This window comes from uncultured Salegentibacter sp. (assembly GCF_963972535.1).
Lineage (GTDB): Bacteria > Bacteroidota > Bacteroidia > Flavobacteriales > Flavobacteriaceae > Salegentibacter.
The window spans coordinates 1-19,901 of the sequence record NZ_CAXAVR010000045.1 but is presented as its reverse complement, the minus strand read 5'-3'; the positions used below and the strand labels follow the sequence as shown (position 1 = coordinate 19,901).

Genomic DNA, 19,901 nt, shown 5'->3' with positions numbered 1-19,901 from the left:
GGGTTGATTTTCTTTTGAGGTTTGCGTGGTTTTACAACTATATAGGGCGCCAATAAAGGCCAGCGTGTAAATAGCTTTTTTCATTGATAAACGTTTCTTTTTTTATAAGACTCAAGAAGTGCGTAAAAGTTACATTTATAAAAGAAAAAATTTTGTTTTTATAAAAATTGAGCATAAAAAAACCGCTGAATTTCTCAGCGGTTTTAAAGCTTATTTTAGAGAAAAAACTACTCTCTAATATGGCCTTCTCCTAATACATAGTATTTATTGGTAACCAATTGTTTTAAACCAAGTGGTCCACGGTGGTGAAGTTTATCGGTACTAATAGCGAGCTCTGCACCAACTCCCATTTGGCCACCATCTGTAAATCTAGTAGAAGCGTTGTGATACACAGCGGCACTGTCTACCTGCTCCATAAAGTTGGCGGCTTCTTTCTTATCATCAGTGATAATCACTGCAGAATGTCCTCCTGAATATTTATTGATTTTATCCATTGCGGCGTCGTTACCATCAATAGCACCAAGTACAATTCTCATGGCCAGGAATTCTTCATACCAGGTATCTTCAGAAGGTATTTTTTCTTCATTTGGAAGTATCTTAGCGATATCATCGTCTACCTGAATATGTACTTTATTCTCTGTGAACATATCATACAATTCTTTTACTCTTTTTTCAAAGTCCGGTAGATTTTTATCAACTAATACCTTATCTAATGCATTACATCCTGAAATCTTATCGATTTTAGCATTTAGCATTACTCTTTTAGCTGTATCAAAATTGGCATTCTTAGAAACATAAAGGAAATTATTTCCTCGTCCGCTTACTAAAACTGCGCCTGTAGAATGTTCTTTTACAAAAGCAATAAGCTTTTCTCCACCTCTTGGAACAACTAAATCTATATGTTGTGGCGGATTTTTAAGGAACTCCTGGGTTTCGGTTCTATTCATTTGTAATAGCTCGATCCAGTCTTTTTCCAAACCGTTTTCCTGAAGCGCTTCGTGCCAACATTCCTCAAGAATTCTATTAGAATGGTTTGCTTCTTTTCCACCTTTTAAATAGATCTTATTATTTGCTTTAAAAGCAAGTACAGCGGCTTCAATTGTAACATCGGGACGGGATTCATAGATAATCATAATCGTTCCGAATGGTGCGGTTTTGTTGGTAATATCTAAACCGGTATCCAATCTTCTATGCTCTATAGTTTGGCCTACAGGATCTTCCTGGTCCATAACTTCTTTTACAGAGCGTATCATATCGTCTACCTTGGCATTGTTTACTACCAATCTATCACGCATAGCCTGGTCTCCTTCGCCAAAAGCGTCAAGATCTTTTTTATTTGAGGCTACTATTTCCTCACGTCTCTTATCCAAAATATTAATCATGGATTGCAAAACGTTATTTTTGGTTTTAGAATCTAATAATTTCATTATTCGATTTATTTTTAGTTTGATTAAACTTCAATTTTTATTTTTCTATGCGGTAAACTTTGTACCTACCGGTTTACCGGCTACGATATCCAGAATTACATTTTTCTGTTTACCGTTTGCGATATAAGTGGTGATGTTTTTAGCAGCGGTACCTTTGGCAATCTTAATTTTAGACTCCATACCACCACGGCCTTCACCTTCGCCTTTTCCAGATTCCTGAACGTATTTTTCTACGTTTTCATCAACCGTAACTTTGTTAAGTTTTTCTGATTCATCATCTTCTGGATGGCCGGTGTATAATCCATCTGTATCACTCAAAATAATTAAGGCATCAGCATTAATTAGTTCAGCCACAAGGCTTGCCAGTTCATCATTATCAGAGAACATAGACATTGTTACCGATACTGCATCATCTTCATTAGCAATAGGTATAATTCCTTCAGATAATAAAGACTCGTAACAGTTAATCATATTTTCGCGGTGAATACCCGGGCTAAAATCTCTTTTAGTTGCCAGTACCTGCGCACAACGCATTCCAAAATCGTGGAAGATACTATAGTAGTGACGCATCATACGTGGTTGGCCCACTGCAGAAAATACCTGTCTTCTTTTTGAGGCATCTTCAATATCTACATCTCCAAGAACTTCTTTTCCGGCAATTGCCGATCCTGAAGAAACGAGAACTACCATTACATCCTCTTCATATAGTGTAGCTATTTGTTCTACAAGATGTTTTAGTACAGGGCCTAAAATCCTGTTATCTTTATTGGTCATTACATTGGTCCCGACCTTAACTACGATTCTCTTTTTTTCCATTTTATAAAGTTATATTTAAACTTCCTTTTTTAGATTTAGATTACTCTTTTCCCAGTTCTACAGCTCTGTCAAATGCCGCGTAAGCCGCATCTTTAATTAATTCTTCAACGTTGTTATCGTCCATAGAATCTAAAGCTGCACGGGTTGTCCCCCCTTTAGAAGCAACGCGCTCCATCCAGGTGCTGGCCGAAAGATCTGATTCATTAAAAAGTTTTACGGCACCTTCAAATGTTTGGCTTACCAAAACTTTAGAATCGTTTTTAGAAAAGCCCATTTTTAAAGCTGCTTCCATCATAGAATTCATGAAATAGAAAACATATGCCGGCCCGCTTCCTGAAATTCCTGTAGAAGCATCTATAAATTTTTCTGTTTCTACATGAATTGAAGCTCCCGTGGTGTCTAATAAATTTCTAACCATAAGAAGTTCTACACGAGAGATTTCTTTTGCTTCGGTAAACGAGGTAACTCCTTTTCCTACCTGTGCAGGAAGGTTAGGCATTGAACGTACAACTTTTTTCACGTTTAAACCTTGTTGTATTTTATCTATAGTAACGCCGGCCATTAAAGAGACAAATATTTGCTGGTCGTTTACTAAAGGTTTTATTTCCTCAAATAAATCATCACAGTGATAGGGTTTTACAGCAAGGAATACGATGTCTGCCTTTGGTAGGCATTCTTCAATATCATCGTATACATCAAAATGGTCTACTTTACTAAGTGTAGTTATTATTTCAGCCGATTTATCAAAAATCATTAGATTTCGGTGATTAAGTAAACTAGACTTTGCCATTCCCTCGGCGTAAGTAAGTCCCATATTTCCTGCTCCAATTACTAATACTTTCATTCTTTATTTTTTGGTTAATTAATTTATTTCAACTTTTAGACTTTCAAGTCTGGGCCATTAAGAACAAAGACCATGCAATGTTTCCCATTAAAACCGTACTTGCCTGCCAAAAGCAAGGATTAAATTAATTTATTTTGACCGTAACTAATAAAATATTAGGTTAAACTAATCTAAAAACAGCCGTTTTCAGCGGTTTTTAAATAAATTTTGATGATGCTTAAGCCTTATAATTAGGTAGATTGAAGCCCTTTTATTATTAGCTTTTGAGATAATAAAGATTATGAAAAACGTTAAGAATTATTCAATTTAGGAAGTATTACTTATGCCTTTAGCCGAAAATGGAATAAACCCTAAATTTTTATTTAAATTTTATTCCATTAAAAAACTGCCATTTTTACTGCCATTATTGCAGAAAAAAGGTGCTAAATTGAACGAAAAGGTTTTCGTCGAATTTTTGTGAATTTAAAGCTGTAGCGTTACAACATCGTTAATGGCAGGAATGCTCACTGCACAATTATAACGATCTTTTATTTTTACTCTTAATGAGTCTAGAGCGGTGGGCTCGCCGTGGATTAAAAATATCTTTTCAGGAATATTTTTTATTTCTGACATCCAATCCAGTAGTTCCTTTTGATCGGCGTGGGCAGAGAGACTTTCCATTTTTAAAATTTTTGCTTTTACCGGGCAATATTTTCCAAAGATTTTTACTTCTGAAGCTCCGTTTTCCAGCTGCCTGCCTCTGGTGCCTTCGGCCTGGTAACCTCCTAATAGCACTGTGGTTTCAGGTTTATCTATTAAATAACGAAGATAGGTGAGTACACGGCCGCCGGTAACCATTCCGCTGCCGGCTATTACAATCTTAGACTTGTTTTCATCTATAGTTTTCCAGGTATCGCGGTATGAAGTGATGATATTAAAATAGGATAGCATTTTTCTAAATTCACCTTGCTCAATTTTATGCCACTTGCTAAAACCTTCAAATAAACCAAGAACTTCATTACCCATTGGGCTATCTATGTAAATAGGGATTTTTGGGATTTTATTCTTTTTGATTAAAAGGTATAATTTATACATAATTCCCTGCAAACGCTCTACTGCAAAACTTGGAATAATAAGGTTTCCTTTTTTGTTTACGGTTTCCTTAATTGCTTCAATAAAAATTTCGTCTGAATCATCTTCGGGATGAAGTCTATCACCATAGGTACTCTCTAAAAATAAGTAATCTGCACATTCTGGTTTATTGGGTGCTTCTAAAAGTAAATCTTTTTCCCGCCCAATATCGCCTGAGAATACAAACCGTTTTTCAAAAATCTCAATTTCTATAAACGTTGAACCTAAAATATGGCCGTTGGTCTGGTAACGATATTTTATATTTTCTGAAATTCTATGCCACTCATTCAGCTTTATACTTTTAAATAAACCTATAGTTTTTTCGGCATCACTCGTGGTATATAAAGGCAAAGCCGGATGGTGTTTGCTATATTCTTCCTTATTGGTTCTTTCTGCATCTTCTTCCTCGATCTTTGCACTGTCTTTTAAAATAACCGCTGCAATTCCTAAAGTTGGTAGGGTACCAAGAATAGGATTTTTATATCCTTGTTTTACCAATTTTGGGAGATATCCTGTATGGTCCAGGTGGGCGTGGGTAAGCAGTATGAGATCTATATTATTAGGATCAAACGGAAAATCTTTCCAATTGAGTTCCCGCAGACTTTTAATTCCCTGGAAGAGTCCGCAGTCTATTAAGAAATTCAACTCGGGTGTTTCTACGAGAAATTTTGAGCCTGTTACTGTTCCCGAACCTCCCAGGAAATGAATTTTTACTTGATTTTCCATAATTTTAATGTTTACAAAGATCTCTCATTTCTTCAAGTATTCTCTTTTTGCGAGGATTGCTGATGCCTAAATGATCCAGGTAAAAGGTATCGTTTATAAGTTCCTGGCACAAAACTACATCCCGACTTAACAAAAAGTTTTTTTCTCTTTCTGAAAGTAGGGTAGAAACAGTTATAGGGTATAAACCTAACTGGTCTATTCTATCTTTAAGTCCTTGGCCTTTTGGATAATCCCAGCTTAATAATTTAAGGTTGGCACATTTGGCATATTTTACTGCATCAGATGTAAACCGTGTGTTGGTAACCACCCAACCTTCTTCAAAGGTTAATTTATTCTCTCCATTACTTCTAAAATTTTTTATATCCCGAAACCTGGAATCTATATAAAGCGGAATTTTTACATCACAATTTCTACCTGCATTGTGAAATTTACATTCTATTAAAATTAGCTTTAAATCTGTTTTTGCCTCCACATCTATCTCGTGGGTAACGCATTTTCCCTGGTATATTTTTCCGGTTTGGGTTTTATAACCACTATAACTTAAAAGTGCGGCAATAAATTTTTCAAAAGGAAATCCGGTGGGGCCCAATTCGTAAATAGCGGTTTTTAATTTATATTTTGAAGCACTGGTTTTATTATCTTCTTTGAGCAAATTAAAAGCACGATTATATATTTCTTTGGTGGTGATACCTTCGTACAGTTCGGTTTTGAGTTTTTCCAGGGTTTTTTGAATAAGTTCTTCATTGGCGCCAGACCTCCTTAAAGATTCTGCAACCCTGTCTATAGAAAATTTAGCTTTTTCACCAGAGGCTTTTATAATTTTTAGATTAGAGATATTCATTTTTAGGAGATTTTTCAAGAATTAACTTTGTAAAAAATTATAGATCTGAAGGCATAAAAAGCATAGGAATTTGGGGTTTTTTTCCTAATTCTTTTAGCAGAGATTTTGAAAATAGATTTTGAAAAAAGCCTCTTTTTTTATGGTTCAAAACCAACACATCACTATTTCTACTTTGAATAAAACTGTGAATTCCTTTGGTAACTTCAATATTGGTTAGGGTGTGAAAACTATGGGAAACATCTTTAAAATAGTCGTGTAGCTCTTCTTTTGTATTGAGCTGTTCTTCAGATAAATTTTCAGTATCCTGGATATAAAGAATCCTAATACAGGCCTTAAATTTCTTAGCCATATCTATTAAAAAATTTATCTCATAATCTGAAAATGATTTATCAAACCGGGTTGCCAATACCAGTTCTTTTTTTACTTCGGGTACATACACACAATTTTCTGGTATAAGTAAAACCGGCATATGGTCTACGGTTTCAATTACATTCATACTATTTGTACCAAAAATCCTGTCGTCTGCTTCGGTTTCTCCTTTTGTTCCCATTACTATAAGATCAAAAATTATTTCATTTTGAATCTCAACAACCGCATCGTTTAACCAGGATTCTATAATTACAGACTTAAACCTATGGTTCTGATTCTTATTAATTATAGCTACTTCTTTCAGCAACTTATTCATCAGGACTTTATTTTCGCTTTTTGCCTGAGCTAAACTAGCGCCATTAATATCGGGAGTATAGAATTCGGGTTTGCAGGCATTTAAAAAATAGAAATTACACAGCTCATTTTGAAATAAACTAAAGGCGTAGACGGTAGCTTTCCAGGCGTTAGCCGAAAAATCTGTGGGGATGAGTATATTTTTCATAACTAGTTGAATTTTCCTGATTGAATGACCATAAAGGGTACTTTAATATGAAAACCTATTTTATTAACTACCGGTCTAAAAAGAAGATTTTCAAAAAAGCTACGTTTGTTATTTACCATGAAAAGTAAATCTACCTCGTGCTGTTCCTGGTATTTTTTTATGGCTTTTGGTACGCTTTTGTCTTCAATTGTATAAAATTGGTGCGCAGTATCTTCCAGGATTTTACTGAGGTTCTTCTTATTTTTTTCCTGATTTTGGTTCAGGTCTTTTCCAAAATAAACGTGTAAAATATTAAGCTTTGAAGTATGTTCTTCGGCTAAATTTAAAATTGGTTCCAGTTGCGCAGTGCTAAAATTCAATTCAAAATCTGTGGGAAATAGAATATTTACCGGAGGTTGGTATTCATATCCCGAAGGGATCATTAAAAAAGGCGTTCTTAGCTTATTAATTGCGTGCACACTATTGGTACCTATTAAAATTTCTTCAGCCCCGGTTGCACCCTGGGTTCCCATTACTACCAGGTCTATTTCTTTAGATTTCACCTGTTCTTTCATCTCATCTATAAGGAGATTAAAAGCTGAAATTTTTTCGAAATGATGCTTTGGATTATTAAAATCACGATTAATTTTCCGTTCTACTTTTCGTAATCCTGTGAGGGAGTTTTTTTTATAAGCTTCAGCGAGATTAGGTTGTGTACTGTTGTATAATATATATTCAGAATCATACAAAACCGGGGTATATGTATTTAGAAGATAAAAAGTACATTCTACATCCTTAAATGCTTTAATGGCATAAGAAATCGCGTTATAAGCGTTTTCTGAAAAATCTGTGGGTAAAAGTATTTTTTTCATGATTTCTAAATTTTAAATGCATTCCCTATTAAAATTTTGTAATACCAGTAGTGGAACTTTAGGATGAAGACCCACTTTATCTATGGTAGAAGTAAGGAGCATATCTTCTAAATAAGTGTGACGGGAATTTACCATCACCAAAAGATCTATATTATTATTTGCTATAAATTCTTCTATTGCTTTTTCCTTTTGCAACTCTTCACTTTGGTGTTTTTCTAAGCGAATATTATAGAATTGCTCGTGCAAAAATTCCAGGTTATCTTTTTGTCTTGCTGAAGTTGCCTTATGTTTAGATAAATACAGAAAATGAATAACAGACTTAAAATCGCGGGCAATTTCTCCCACAACTTTCAATTCACGTTTTTGATACGGAATTAAAAAATTGGTTGGAAATAAGATGTTTTTTGGTTCCTGATAGCTAAAATTTTCTGGAATGGCCAAAACCGGGCATTGCACATATTTTAAAACAAGTAAAGTATTACTCCCAAAACCAAGTTCCCTATCGTTTGTAGCCCCACGAGTTCCCATAATAACAAGATCGGCATTTTCTGAATTTACCAGGCTGTTAACCTCGTCTACCAAATCAACAAATGCTGCTACAGATCTAATTTTATGCCTGGGATTGCAAAATTCGTTGTGAACCTTAATGCTAATTTCATTTAAAGCCATTTCAGCCTTTGTTTTGGTAACCGCCTTAAGCTCATCTATCAATTCTTTACTTAACAGATTTTCATCGGTATACACCTTATCGGCGTAAGTGTTTAAAAGAATTATTTCACTCTTTTCATATTTAAAAAGTTGGCAGGCAAATCGCAATGCGTTATAGGCATTTTCTGAAAAATCGGTGGGTAAGATTATCTTTCTCATCTTCTTGGACTTTGATTAATAAAGTTAAGAGAACACCTAAGTTTAAACTATGAGGAAAATCAGTTTGTAATTTAATTTTAAGCTTTTACAGGAGAAGAAAGTTTTAGCTTAGTATGACGTGTATCATATTTATTATCAATGTTTTGAAATATATTTAATGGTAATTTTAAAACTTTTAAAGATGAAAAATTTAATATTAGGAATCTTAATAAGTATTCCGTTTGTGTTATTTGCACAAGAACCGAAAGAATTTGATTTTGTTTCTAATCAGGAAGAGGGTTTTAGTACGGTAAGGTTAGGCGATAATTGGGGTTTTATAGATACCAGTGGCGAGGTGCTGTTTGAACTTAGAAACGATCTTGTTATGAATAAGAACCCTAAAAAAAATAGAATTGGCGTTGCGGGAATTGAATATCCTCAACTAAAAGAAGAAAGGGCTATTATTAGTAAAAAGAAAGATGGCGTTAACTATTATGGTTTTATAAATGCTGAAGGAAAAACAGTAATTGAACCTGAATTTCTAAATGTAAGCAACTTTTCTAAGGGGAAAGCCTTGGCATTAAAGCTAGAAGAAGAGAGACTTGGTGAGAACCAGCTTTTGGGTAAGAATGTGCTGTCTTATAAATATGATGTAGTTCTTATTGATAAGGATGGGGAAGTACTAAAATATTTAGAAGGGCCTTTTCCTGTAGCTGTTTCTAAACAAAAATTACGAGAGGCACCAGAGATTAATGCAAAATGGTTGGGCGAGAATTTGCTAAGTGTAAAAGGTCCCAATAAAAAATGGCGAATTCATAAGCTTTAAAAAGTTCCTTTTATAGTTGCTTAAATTTAATTGTAAATAGGATAGAAAGTAAGCTCTAAAAACAGAAACAGGAGACCATTGCCTCCTGTTTCTTAAGAAGATATTAAGTTTATTCTTTAACACTGGTTTGATATCAGTGATCTTACACGAAGTAAAATTTGTATATCAGGTTAAAAAATACCTTTGATATCTTCTAATTTGATTTCCAACTCTGGGAGTTAGGAAAAACAAATTTTTGAATATATATAGATAAATTTCCTGTTTTAAAAATAGACGAAAACATACTTAAAAAAAATGACAAATGTCAGAAAACCAGTATTTAACAAAAAATTAGGACTATGTGATTTCCTGTAGTTTATCTGGTTTCAGGATCTTTATTTTTTTACCTTTTATTGCAATGATTCCTTCTTTTTTTAAGCTGGAGAGGCTTCGAATAAAACTTTCGGTAGAAATTCCGGCTATACTGGCCAAATCGGTTCTGGAAATATTAAGCCCTTTAAATTCTGGGTTTTGCATTTCTTCTGCAAACTGAAGAATAGTATTAGAAGTTTTTTTTAATACCGACGCATAAGCCATTTCTAAAAGTTGCGATTTTAATTCTAAAACAGTATCGGTTAAATATTGGGCTAAATCCAGGCTTAACTCCTGGTTTTGCTGTAGAATTTCCCTAAAATCAGTATATAAGATCCTGTAAAATTGAGAAGCTTCTAAGGTGGTTGCCATTTCAGTTGCAACGGGATGCTTATGAAATCCGTAAAGTCCCAATAAATCATTTTTACGGTAAATACCAGTAATCAATTCTTTTCCCAGTTGGTCCATCCTGGAAGTTTTAACCAAACCTTGTTTAATTAAATAGATAAAACTTGAATGGCGGTTTTCATGAAACAATATTTTATGTTTATCCAGGCTTATTAACTCACCCTTTTTTTTCATATAACTTTTTAAAGCTTCAATATTTGGAACTAAAGATTTATCTGGCTTTTTAGATGGTATAAGATTCTCCATTTTAGCATTTGTGAGAAATAAAATTTTCTTCTTTAGCTCCTGTTTCGAAGAATTCAGGAATAAAAAATTTTGTTTTTTATGAAGGGGTTTTTGGGTATTAGTTTCAGCAATAATAGAGAGTATGGGAAGCTTTAAAATCCCAGGATTTCTATGAATTACTTTAGGTGAAATCGGGATTTTTACTGCCCAAATAAGCAAATCTGGTTTATTTTTTATTAATAAACTTTCTAAGCTTGTTGGGGAATTTGAGTATATAAATTTATAATCGAGGTTTTCCGCCAATTCATCTGGAATTAGATGACCGGAAGTTTTATCTAAAATATATAGAATACGCTTCATCCCTGCAGAGCTTAAATATTAAGAATACGTTGATTGGGGATTGTTTCGCATTTCAGGCGGGGGGAAGTTGGGGAAATGCTTTTAAACAACACCTAAATATACAAAGTTATTTTTAAAACGTATATGGCGGATAAATTATTTAAAAAACTAAAAATCAGGTGTTTAATTATTATTGCTATTCTTTAGAAAAAGAATACTTCCGCATAAAAACTGATTTTTATCATTTTCAGCTAAGTTTCTGAGACTTATCTTTAAAGAGCGAATTATTTCGTGAAAAATCGCGTAGCATTAACTCTCGCTAAGCGAGTAAACTTTTTATTATGGAACTATCTAAAAAACAAGTTTTCACCGAAGAATTTTATCAGAATATTGGGATGCTTTTTTACGCCATTGCGGCTTCTGATAAAGTAGTGCAAGCCGAAGAGATTAAAACGCTTAACAACCTGGTGCAAAAGAAATGGGTGCCAATAGATAATAAAACGGACGAATATGGAACCGATGAAGCCTATAAGATTGAAATGATCTTTGATTGGCTTGAAGAAAATTCTCCCGAAGCAACATGGGCATTTAACGAGTTTAGACAATACAAAAAGGAAAATGAAGGCTTGTTTACTTTACCAATTAAACAGTTAATTTGGGAAACAGCAGATGCTATTGCAGCTTCGTTTGCAGGAAAAAATAAATCTGAGCTTATAATGCTTTCAAAATTAAAAATGCTGCTTTCTAAATGATTAAAATTGAACGTATTATATTGATTTTTCTTCGTATATTTTAATAAAATTAGCTGATGAAAACCTTAATTTGCCAAAGTTGTGGCTGGCCATTTACAAAAGCCACGGTAGGTACAAATCGCGATAAATCGGAAAATTCCGATTATTGTCGCGACTGCTACCAGGATGGTGCTTTTACCGATAAATCGCTTAATTTACATCAATTAGAAGTGAAGTTATTAGAGATGGCAGAAATGCACGAAGATATTAGCCTGGAAGAAGCCCGGCAACTTATAAAAAAACTACCCGAGCTTAAACGGTGGCGAATGGAACATATTTAATTCTTCCTTTCCAGAAGCATATTTCGTTTTTAAAAAGAAAATTTCTGTAGAAGATTTCATTATTGATCTTCTTTTTCGGCGCGCGCTTTTTGGCGCTCCAGTTTTCTAAAATATCCACGGAATAGAATATTATGCTTTAAAGCTTCCATATTCTCATTAAAACGATGGGTAGCTTCTTCAATATTTTCCATACTTTGATCTAAATGATTCACAAAACTGCTGTCTTTTAGCACATAATTAAGCGCTCCTTTTTCTGAATTAAGATTGTTAGAAAATTCCCCCAGATCTACGCTAATCCCCTTTATTTGCGAAGATGTAGTTTCCAAATCTTTAATAATTGTGCTGAAACTTTTTTGTGCACTGGAGTCGCTAAGAAGCAAACCCGCCACAGAATTTTCGTAATCTACATTATTTAAAATTCCATTTAGTTTTGCCAATCCCAACCTGGCAGATTTGGTTGTTTCATTTAAATTTTCAACACTTTCCTGTACATTTTTAGCCAGGGTTTTGTCTTTGAGTAAATCTCCTAAAACGCCTTCTCCAGAATTTATACTATTGGTGATTTTTAATAAATCCTGGGTTAATAATGCTGCATTTTCATTGGTTTTATTCAGGGTGTTTAGCATATCGGCAGTTGCCACCTGGCTAATTGAAGAGAGTGTGTCGCCTTCCTTGATGGTGGGAGAAGGTGCCTGGCTTGAGGGTAAAATATTTAAAACCATACTTCCAACTAGGCCGTCTGAATTTATGGTAGCCAGTGCATTGTTTTTAATTAAATTTCCGGCTTCCCTATTAATAAGCATATCTACACAAATTGCCGTATCATTTAAAAATTTAATTTCTTTTACCGTACCAACGTTCACACCAGAATAACGAACGTTATTTCCCGATTGCAATCCATTTACGTTTTTAAAAACAGAACTTACCAGAATAGAATCTCCAAACAGGTTTTGCTTGTTTCCAATAAAGAAAACTCCAAGGGTGAAAATAATAAGCCCCGAAACAATGAGAACCCCAAGTTTTATATTTTGTGCAGAATTTGATTTCATAGCTTTTTATTTAAAAAATGCTTTAATTTTTGGATCACCAGATGCTGCCAGTTCGTTAAAAGTTCCTTCAGCATAATTTTTTCCGTCAAGTAATAAGATCATTCGGTTAGAAATTACCCTCGCACAATCTACATCGTGAGTAATTATTATAGATGAGGTTGCATATTTTTTCTGAATATTCATCATTAATAAAATAATTTCTTTTGCAGTAATTGGGTCTAAACCCGTTGTGGGTTCGTCGTAGATTATAATCTTTGGTTTTAGAATAAGTGCTCTTGCTAAAGCAATTCTACGTTGCATACCTCCCGAAAGTTCTGCGGGCATTAGGTCTATAGTTTGTGGCAAGCCTACATTTTCCAACGCCTCTTTTACCAGTTCTTCAGTTTTTCTTTCAGAATTTTTTCTGTGCCTTCTTAGCGGAAATTCTAAATTTTCCCTAACCGTCATAGAATCGTATAAAGCACTGCCCTGAAACAAAAAACCTATATCGGTTCTTATTTCATCCAGCTCGTTTTGTTTCATTTTAGAAATATCTTTCCCTAAAACTTTAATACTACCTCTATCAAAATCCATTAAACCTACCAGACATTTTATCATCACCGATTTTCCTGAACCCGATTTTCCCATTAGAACAAGGTTTTCACCATCAAATAAATTTAAATTGAAATCCTTTAAAACTTCAACGTCGCCAAAGCTTTTGTACAGGTCTTTTATTTCTATTACGGCTTTATTTTCCATTTTTAATTATAAAAAATATCAGTGATAAAAACGGCGATAAAATCCAGTACAAACAGTAGCATAGAAGTAAAAACCACGGCAGAATTGGAGGCTTTCCCAACCCCCGCGGTGCCTTTTTTGCTATTGTATCCTTTAAAACAACCTACCAGGCCAATGGCAAACCCAAAGAAAAAAGTTTTTACCGTTGCCGGAAGAAGATCTGTAAATTCCAGCGCGGCAAATACCTGGTTAAAATAAAGGGTAAAAGAAACCTCACCTTTTATGTTCTCTATAATTGCAGAACCAATTAGTGCAACAAAATCTCCAACTATTACTAAAATGGGTAGCATACAAGTGGCGGCCAATATCCTGGTTACTACCAGAAATTTAAACGGATTTGTTCCTGAAACTTCCATAGCATCTATTTGCTCGGTAACCCGCATAGAACCTAATTCGGCTCCAATACTTGAACCAATTCTTCCGGCACAAATGAGGGCGATAATTACCGGGCCAATTTCTCTAACTATAGAAATACTTATCATAGACGGCATCCACGAAACCGCACCAAATTCCATTAGGGTAGGGCGGGATTGTAGGGTAAACACAAGGCCTAAAATAAATCCTGTTACACTAACTAAAAGCAAAGATTTATTGCCCATTTGGTAGCATTGTTTCAGAAATTCCCTGAACTCAAAAGGCCTACTAAAAAGTTCTCTAAAATACCTGCCGGTAAACTTCCCCATTTCCCCGATCTCCAGAAAAAATGAACTTAAACCCGATTGATATGAGGATAGTATTTTCATCTTAAATTATTTCAGTAGAAAACCAGGGATTAAATTATTATTCAATCAATTGAATATAGAACTGCTTGAATGCCAGGTAAATTTAGCTCTAAACGCTTTTAATAGAAATGATATAAATCAGCTTATTAAAGCTTATAAGGGAAAAATTTAGATAAAGTTGGAAGTTACCGGAACGAACTAAAATATTTTTTTAACATTTTAATTTTAAAAAACTTGTTAATTTTAGCTTATTAAAAATTAAATTTTGACACTTGTGAAGTGGTGCAATCCGCAGTTTAAGGCGATTTTGTTAATATAAATGGCAAATGGGTTCACATTTCTCTGACTTAACATATATTTTTGGTGTTTGCCTTTTTAAATATACAAGACTGACTTAATCATTTCTAAATGACAAAAGTAAATAACTATCCTTCTAAATCGGAGTTAGAAACTAAGCTTAAAATTGACGAACCGCGTGTTATTGCTGTAGGTGCAAGTGCCGGGGGGCTCGAAGCGCTTAAAGCTTTTTTCAAAGACATACCCGAAACCGATAAGAATGCTTATGTAGTTATTCAGCATCTTTCCCCAGATTATAAAAGTATGATGGGAGAACTTCTTAAAAAGAGCACCAACCTGCCAATTCGGGAGATTAAGAATAAAATGAAGCTGAAGCAGGGTCATATTTATTTAATTCCGCCGGCCAATAATTTATCTTTTGAAAAGAATAAACTTCACCTGGTAGAAAAACCTAAAGATCAAAGTTTAAACCTGCCTATAGATATGTTCTTTGAAGCACTTTCTAAAGAGCGTAAAGAAAAAGCTATAGGAATAATTTTAAGTGGCACCGGCAGTGACGGTACCCGAGGGGTAAGGGCAATAAAAGAACGCGACGGAATGATTATGGTGCAGGATCCCGAAGAATCTAAGTTTGACGGGATGCCGCAAAGTGCCATAAATACTGGATTAGTAGATTACGTTCTACCTATTTCAAAAATGGCGCAGGAACTCAGGAATTTTATAGATTCTCCCGCGGTTTTTCATTTTAAGGACGGTGACTATAACTACAATGAGAGCGAACTGATGAAAATTCTTCGCTTTATAGACGAAAAAACCGGTCTTGATTTTAGAGAATATAAACACGCCACGCTTGCCCGTAGAATTGCCAGAAGGGTTAATGTATGTAAATGCAATAGTCTTTCAGATTATTATCAATTCTTATTAAATAACGATGAAGAGGTAGAGATTTTACATCGGGAATTTTTAATTGGGGTTACCAAGTTTTTTAGAGATTCAAAAGTTTGGAAAATACTTAGAGAAGAGGTAATTCCTAAACTGGTAGAAGAAAAAAAGGATGGAGAGGTTATAAAACTTTGGGATGTTGCCTGTAGCAGTGGAGAAGAAGCTTATTCTTTTGCCATGCTTATTAATGAAGAAATTGAGAAGCAACGAAAAAGTATAGATATAAAGATTTTTGCAACAGATATTTCGCAAAAACACCTGGATATTGGAGGAGAAGCCTTTTACCCCGAAAGCATTGTTGCCGATATTGATTCAGATTTATTACTGAAATATTTTATAAGCGAGCCTAATGGATATAAAGTTATTGATAAAATGCGCCGAATGGTGGTTTTTTCGAGACATAATATCATTAAAAATCCGCCTTTCAGCAATATGGATATGGTGGCTTGCAGAAACCTATTAATCTATTTCCAACCCGGAATTCAGAATAAGGCTTTAAACTTTTTGCAATATGCTTTAAAAGTTGGCGGTTATTTGGTTTTGGGAACTTCAGAAAATGTTTCGTCCCAAAAAAATAACTTTAAAGTGATAAATCGTTCGGCTAAAATTTATCAAAATGAAAATGCTGATAAACGTTTAAATTCAAATATATCGGCAGCAACTGCTCAAAGCAGGTCACTTTCTAATACAAAAGAAATTCAAAGGCCAAATTATAGAAAAACATCAAATCCAGTTAAAAATAAACTCGCCGAAGAACTTAATGAAACTATCCTTGAAACTTTTGGCGGTGCCAGTGTTTTTATAGATAACGATTTTAATATTTTACAGGCAGTAGGCGAGTTTAGAAAATATGCAAACTTGCCGGTTAATGGGTTTTCAGTAAACCTAATGGATATGCTGGGTTTAGATTTAAAGTATATTATACAGAGTACCGTTAAAAAGGCTAAGAAGAATAACGAAAAACTTAGATATCAGGATGCCGCTTTTGAGCATAATGGTGAAAAAAAATCTGTAGATATTGTAATAAAACCTTATCAACATCAATTAGAAGATGCCAATGCTAGTTTTGTAATTACTTTTATAGAAAAAGAAGTAAACCTAAAGGAGGTTAAAACTCTAGATAAACTAACGCTTAACAATCGTACCAAAGAATTTGTTACAGATCTTGAAGAGGAGCTCAAAGAGACTAAGGAAGAGTTGCAAACTTCAATGGAAGAAATTGAAACCAGTAACGAAGAGTTACAGGCTGCTAATGAGGAGCTCCTGGCTTCTAATGAAGAATTACAAAGTACAAACGAGGAATTACAAAGTGTAAATGAAGAGATTAATACGGTAAATGCTGAAAATCTCCAGAAAGTAGAAGACCTGGCGGCATTAAATGCCGATATGAATAACCTACTGGAAAGTACCGAGATTGGAGTGATTTTCCTGGATGGAGAGCTGAGAATAAGGAAATTTACCCCAGCAATTCAAAGGCACTTCAATTTAATAGAATCTGATGAAGGTAGGCCTATTGAGCATTTTACCTCCAGTATGGGTAAAAGCAATTTAATTACCCGCTGCAAACGAGTTCTTAGAACCGGAAAAATTCTTGAAAAGCAGGTAATGACTAAAGACGGTTCGTATTATCTTAGAAGGATTTCGCCTTATATAAATTCTAATGATGAAGTGAGCGGAGTGGTAATTACTTTTATAGACGTTGGTTTATTGCAACGCTCTAAAGAAAAATTAATTGCCAGTGAAAAACGATTTAAATCTTTTTATGAAGAAGACCCGGTAATTCATATTAGTGTAGATCCGCAAACCCAGTTAATTGTGCATTGCAATGAGATGGCTGTTAGTAGATTGGGATATAATTCTAAAGAAGATTTGATTGATAAACCTGTTTTTGATCTTTATAACGAAGAGTCCCAACTTAAAGCATTAAAGTCTAATAAAGAATTTAAAGACACCGGTGTTATTGTGAATATGGAGCAAGAAATGCTAACTGCTGCAGGAGATTTACTTCCGGTTATATTAAATGCCACAGCCGAAAAAGATGCTGATGGTAATATAATGACTATTAGATATACTTGTGTAGATATTTCTGCTCTTAAAGATGCTGAATTAAAATTAAAGCAACAACACGAAGATCTTGAACGCGCCAACAAAGATTTGGAACAATTTGTATCTATTTGTTCTCATGATCTCCAGGAGCCACTTTCTACCATTAAATTTGGTAGTGATGTTTTAGGCAAAATGTACTCTTCCCAATTAGACCAAAAAGGAAAAGATTATGTGAAGTATATAAAAGATGCTTCTACAAGACTTTCAGAACAAATTAAAGCTTTACTGGAACACTCCAGAATTGGTCGAAATGGAGAAAAAAGCCTGGTAAACATTAAAGAAGTGGTTGAGGTTGTAAAATATGATCTCGGTAAAAGAATAAAAGATACCAATGCCAGAGTAAATGCTGGTACGCTTCCAAAAATTATGGGTTACGAAGTAGAATTACGCCTGTTATTTCAAAACCTAATAAGTAATGCCATAAAATATACCCCAAAAGAACGTAACCCCGATATTCGTATTGCAGCTTATCGTGAAGGTAAATTCTGGGTTTTCTCGGTGATGGATAATGGTTACGGAATCTCTGAAGAAGATAAAAAGAACATTTTTACCATTTTTAACCGAGTGAAAGAAACCAATGGAAATGATGGTACGGGAGTTGGCCTGGCGCACGTAGAAAAAATTGTACAACTGCATGAAGGTAGCATTTGGGTAGATAGCCAGGTAGGTGTGGGCAGTACTTTTTATTTTAAATTAAAAGCATAGCTGTGTATGAGCTCAGAGCAGCTTTCGTATCCCGAAAAGATAGATATTCGAAATTGTGAAAAAGAACCTATTCATTTAATTGGAAAAGCTCAGGCTCACGGTGTTATTCTCGCGGTAGATCCTAAAACTTTTAAAATTATTCAGGCCAGTGAAAATACCTTAAAATTTTTCGGTATCTCACATAAAGCTCTTTTGAACGACGGTCTCGAAAGCCTTATTGGTAAAGCTGCATTTGAAAAGATTATTACGACAATAGACCAAAAAACTGGATTTAAAGCCGAAGAGCTAAAAATTGGTAATAAGCATTTTATAGTCTTACCACATTTTTCAGAAGAACATCTTATTGTAGATTTTGAAGTACTGGGGGAATATTGGGAACCAATGGTTTTTCAGCAGCAATTAACCGGTATTATTAATGGGTTAGATGCAGATGAAACTATTCCTAATCTCTGCAATACTGCTGCCAAGTTGATGAAAAACATCTTCGGTTACGATCGCGTTATGGTTTACCGGTTTGACGAAGAATGGAATGGCGAAGTAGTTGCCGAAGAGAAAGAAGAGCATTTAGAAAGTTGGCTGGATCTACATTACCCTGCCAGCGATATTCCTTCGCAATCCCGAAATTTATTTTTAAAACATAAAGTGAGAATAATTTCAGATGTGAATTATGAACCTGTTCCTATTTCTCCTGAACGTTCTCCAATTACCAAGAAACCTTTAGATCTTTCCAAATCTACATTACGTGGTGTTTCGCCTATTCATATTGAATATTTGCAGAACATGAAGGTGGGGGCTTCTTTAACCGCAGCCATTATTGTACAGGGGAAACTCTGGGGTCTTATAGCCTGTCATCACTATTCAGCAAAATTTATTAATTATTTTCAGCGGGAAACCTGTAAATTTTTAGCGCAGGTTTTTTCTAACAATATAGCTTCCATACAAACCTGTATTTTCAATAAGAAATTTAGTGAAAATTCTGAATTAAGAGCTAAGATTTTAGCCGATCTTAAGATTGAAAATACATTAAGCGAGGGACTCGAGAATGCCAAAATTCCGTTTACTTCACTAATGGAAAGTGGCGGAGGCGCAGTGGTTTTAAATGATGAAATTAAACTTTTTGGCAATACACCAACTGAAGCTGAGGTGATAGATTTAAGTAATTTTCTTGCAGAAAATGAAGAAATTATATTCTACACTAAACAGCTTAAAAAACATTTTGCGGCAGCCGAAAATTATAAAAAATCGGCTTCAGGAATTTTAAGTATTAGGCTGGGACGTGCAAAAAATCATTTTATTATCTGGTTTAGGCCCGAAGTGCCCGAAACGGTAAGTTGGGGCGGAAATCCCAATAAAAAGCTTACTTACAACGAAGAAAAACAGCGTTTAAGTCCGCGTAAATCTTTTGAAAAATGGACAGAAAAGCTGGACGGGATTTCTAACTCCTGGCTGGATTATGAAGTTGAAACTGCTAAAGCTTTTCGGGAAAATTTAAACCAGTTTATTCTAAAAAAGCAAAAAGAGGAGATTAGTAGGTTAAATCAAAATCTTGAAGAAGCTAATAAAGATTTAGAACTTTTTAGCTACGGAATTTCGCACGATTTACGCAGTCCGTTGCGTGGTATTACCGGTTATACTCAAATTTTAAAGGAAGATTTTAGTGAAAATTTACCCGCAGAAGCTTTAGAAACTATAGAGACAATTTTAAAGTCTTCTAACCGTATGGAAGGAATTATAGACGATATTCTTTCCT

Annotated in this window: 17 protein-coding genes; 5 read left to right on the top strand and 12 right to left on the bottom strand. The window is 34.5% G+C overall.

Features of this window, described 5'->3' with window-relative positions:
- Window positions 1–227: 227 nt before the first annotated feature.
- From AACZ30_RS07550 to AACZ30_RS07515, 8 genes are all read right to left on the bottom strand, one after another.
- Complete coding sequence (locus AACZ30_RS07550; RefSeq protein ID WP_339648609.1) at window positions 228–1,427, bottom strand: glutamate-5-semialdehyde dehydrogenase; 1,200 nt, start codon at window positions 1,425–1,427, stop codon at window positions 228–230.
- 45 nt (window positions 1,428–1,472) lie between these two features.
- The gene (gene proB, locus AACZ30_RS07545; protein ID WP_075326595.1) at window positions 1,473–2,243 is read right to left on the bottom strand and encodes a glutamate 5-kinase; all 771 of its coding nucleotides are present in this window, start codon (window positions 2,241–2,243) and stop codon (window positions 1,473–1,475) included.
- 40 nt (window positions 2,244–2,283) lie between these two features.
- Window positions 2,284–3,087, bottom strand: coding sequence for a pyrroline-5-carboxylate reductase (proC, locus tag AACZ30_RS07540; RefSeq protein WP_075326596.1), 804 nt, complete (start codon window positions 3,085–3,087; stop codon window positions 2,284–2,286).
- 462 nt (window positions 3,088–3,549) lie between these two features.
- Window positions 3,550–4,923 (bottom strand): MBL fold metallo-hydrolase, encoded by a 1,374-nt coding sequence (locus AACZ30_RS07535; protein WP_339648608.1) that lies wholly within the window; start codon window positions 4,921–4,923, stop codon window positions 3,550–3,552.
- Between the two features lie 4 nt (window positions 4,924–4,927).
- Window positions 4,928–5,764, bottom strand: a complete 837-nt coding sequence (locus AACZ30_RS07530; protein WP_339648607.1) for a restriction endonuclease — start codon at window positions 5,762–5,764, stop codon at window positions 4,928–4,930.
- A gap of 37 nt (window positions 5,765–5,801) precedes the next feature.
- On the bottom strand, window positions 5,802–6,635 hold the full coding sequence (locus AACZ30_RS07525) for a universal stress protein (RefSeq protein WP_208225176.1): 834 nt from the start codon (window positions 6,633–6,635) through the stop codon (window positions 5,802–5,804).
- Window positions 6,636–6,637: 2 nt separating this feature from the next.
- Complete coding sequence (locus AACZ30_RS07520) at window positions 6,638–7,486, bottom strand: universal stress protein (RefSeq protein WP_339648606.1); 849 nt, start codon at window positions 7,484–7,486, stop codon at window positions 6,638–6,640.
- 12 nt (window positions 7,487–7,498) lie between these two features.
- Window positions 7,499–8,353 (bottom strand): universal stress protein, encoded by an 855-nt coding sequence (locus AACZ30_RS07515; RefSeq protein ID WP_339648604.1) that lies wholly within the window; start codon window positions 8,351–8,353, stop codon window positions 7,499–7,501.
- Window positions 8,354–8,534: 181 nt separating this feature from the next.
- On the opposite strand from AACZ30_RS07515, the gene AACZ30_RS07510 reads away from it, so the two are divergent.
- A complete protein-coding gene (locus tag AACZ30_RS07510; protein WP_339648603.1) occupies window positions 8,535–9,158 on the top strand; it encodes a WG repeat-containing protein in 624 nt (207 codons plus the stop codon).
- Window positions 9,159–9,494: 336 nt separating this feature from the next.
- Here AACZ30_RS07510 and AACZ30_RS07505 read toward each other — a convergent pair whose 3' ends face one another.
- A complete protein-coding gene (locus AACZ30_RS07505) occupies window positions 9,495–10,502 on the bottom strand; it encodes a Crp/Fnr family transcriptional regulator (protein ID WP_339648602.1) in 1,008 nt (335 codons plus the stop codon).
- A gap of 320 nt (window positions 10,503–10,822) precedes the next feature.
- Here AACZ30_RS07505 and AACZ30_RS07500 point away from each other — a divergent pair, with 320 nt between their 5' ends.
- Both AACZ30_RS07500 and AACZ30_RS07495 read left to right on the top strand, forming a co-directional pair.
- Window positions 10,823–11,233: a hypothetical protein gene (locus AACZ30_RS07500; RefSeq protein ID WP_339648600.1), complete on the top strand. Its 411-nt coding sequence runs from the start codon at window positions 10,823–10,825 to the stop codon at window positions 11,231–11,233.
- A 56-nt stretch (window positions 11,234–11,289) separates the two neighbouring features.
- On the top strand, window positions 11,290–11,553 hold the full coding sequence (locus AACZ30_RS07495; RefSeq protein ID WP_339648598.1) for a zinc ribbon domain-containing protein: 264 nt from the start codon (window positions 11,290–11,292) through the stop codon (window positions 11,551–11,553).
- Window positions 11,554–11,612: 59 nt separating this feature from the next.
- Here AACZ30_RS07495 and AACZ30_RS07490 read toward each other — a convergent pair whose 3' ends face one another.
- Genes AACZ30_RS07490 through AACZ30_RS07480 form a run of 3 tightly spaced genes read right to left on the bottom strand, consistent with a single transcriptional unit; the run spans window position 11,613 to window position 14,122 of the window.
- Complete coding sequence (locus tag AACZ30_RS07490) at window positions 11,613–12,602, bottom strand: MlaD family protein (protein WP_339648597.1); 990 nt, start codon at window positions 12,600–12,602, stop codon at window positions 11,613–11,615.
- 6 nt (window positions 12,603–12,608) lie between these two features.
- Complete coding sequence (locus AACZ30_RS07485) at window positions 12,609–13,340, bottom strand: ATP-binding cassette domain-containing protein (protein WP_339648595.1); 732 nt, start codon at window positions 13,338–13,340, stop codon at window positions 12,609–12,611.
- A 2-nt stretch (window positions 13,341–13,342) separates the two neighbouring features.
- Window positions 13,343–14,122, bottom strand: a complete 780-nt coding sequence (locus tag AACZ30_RS07480; protein WP_339648593.1) for an ABC transporter permease — start codon at window positions 14,120–14,122, stop codon at window positions 13,343–13,345.
- Window positions 14,123–14,509: 387 nt separating this feature from the next.
- Between AACZ30_RS07480 and AACZ30_RS07475 the strand changes: the two genes are divergently transcribed.
- Complete coding sequence (locus tag AACZ30_RS07475; RefSeq protein WP_339648592.1) at window positions 14,510–18,151, top strand: chemotaxis protein CheB; 3,642 nt, start codon at window positions 14,510–14,512, stop codon at window positions 18,149–18,151.
- Window positions 18,152–18,157: 6 nt separating this feature from the next.
- On the top strand, window positions 18,158–19,901 hold a 1,744-nt coding region (locus tag AACZ30_RS07470; RefSeq protein ID WP_339648590.1), incomplete at its 3' end, for a GAF domain-containing protein.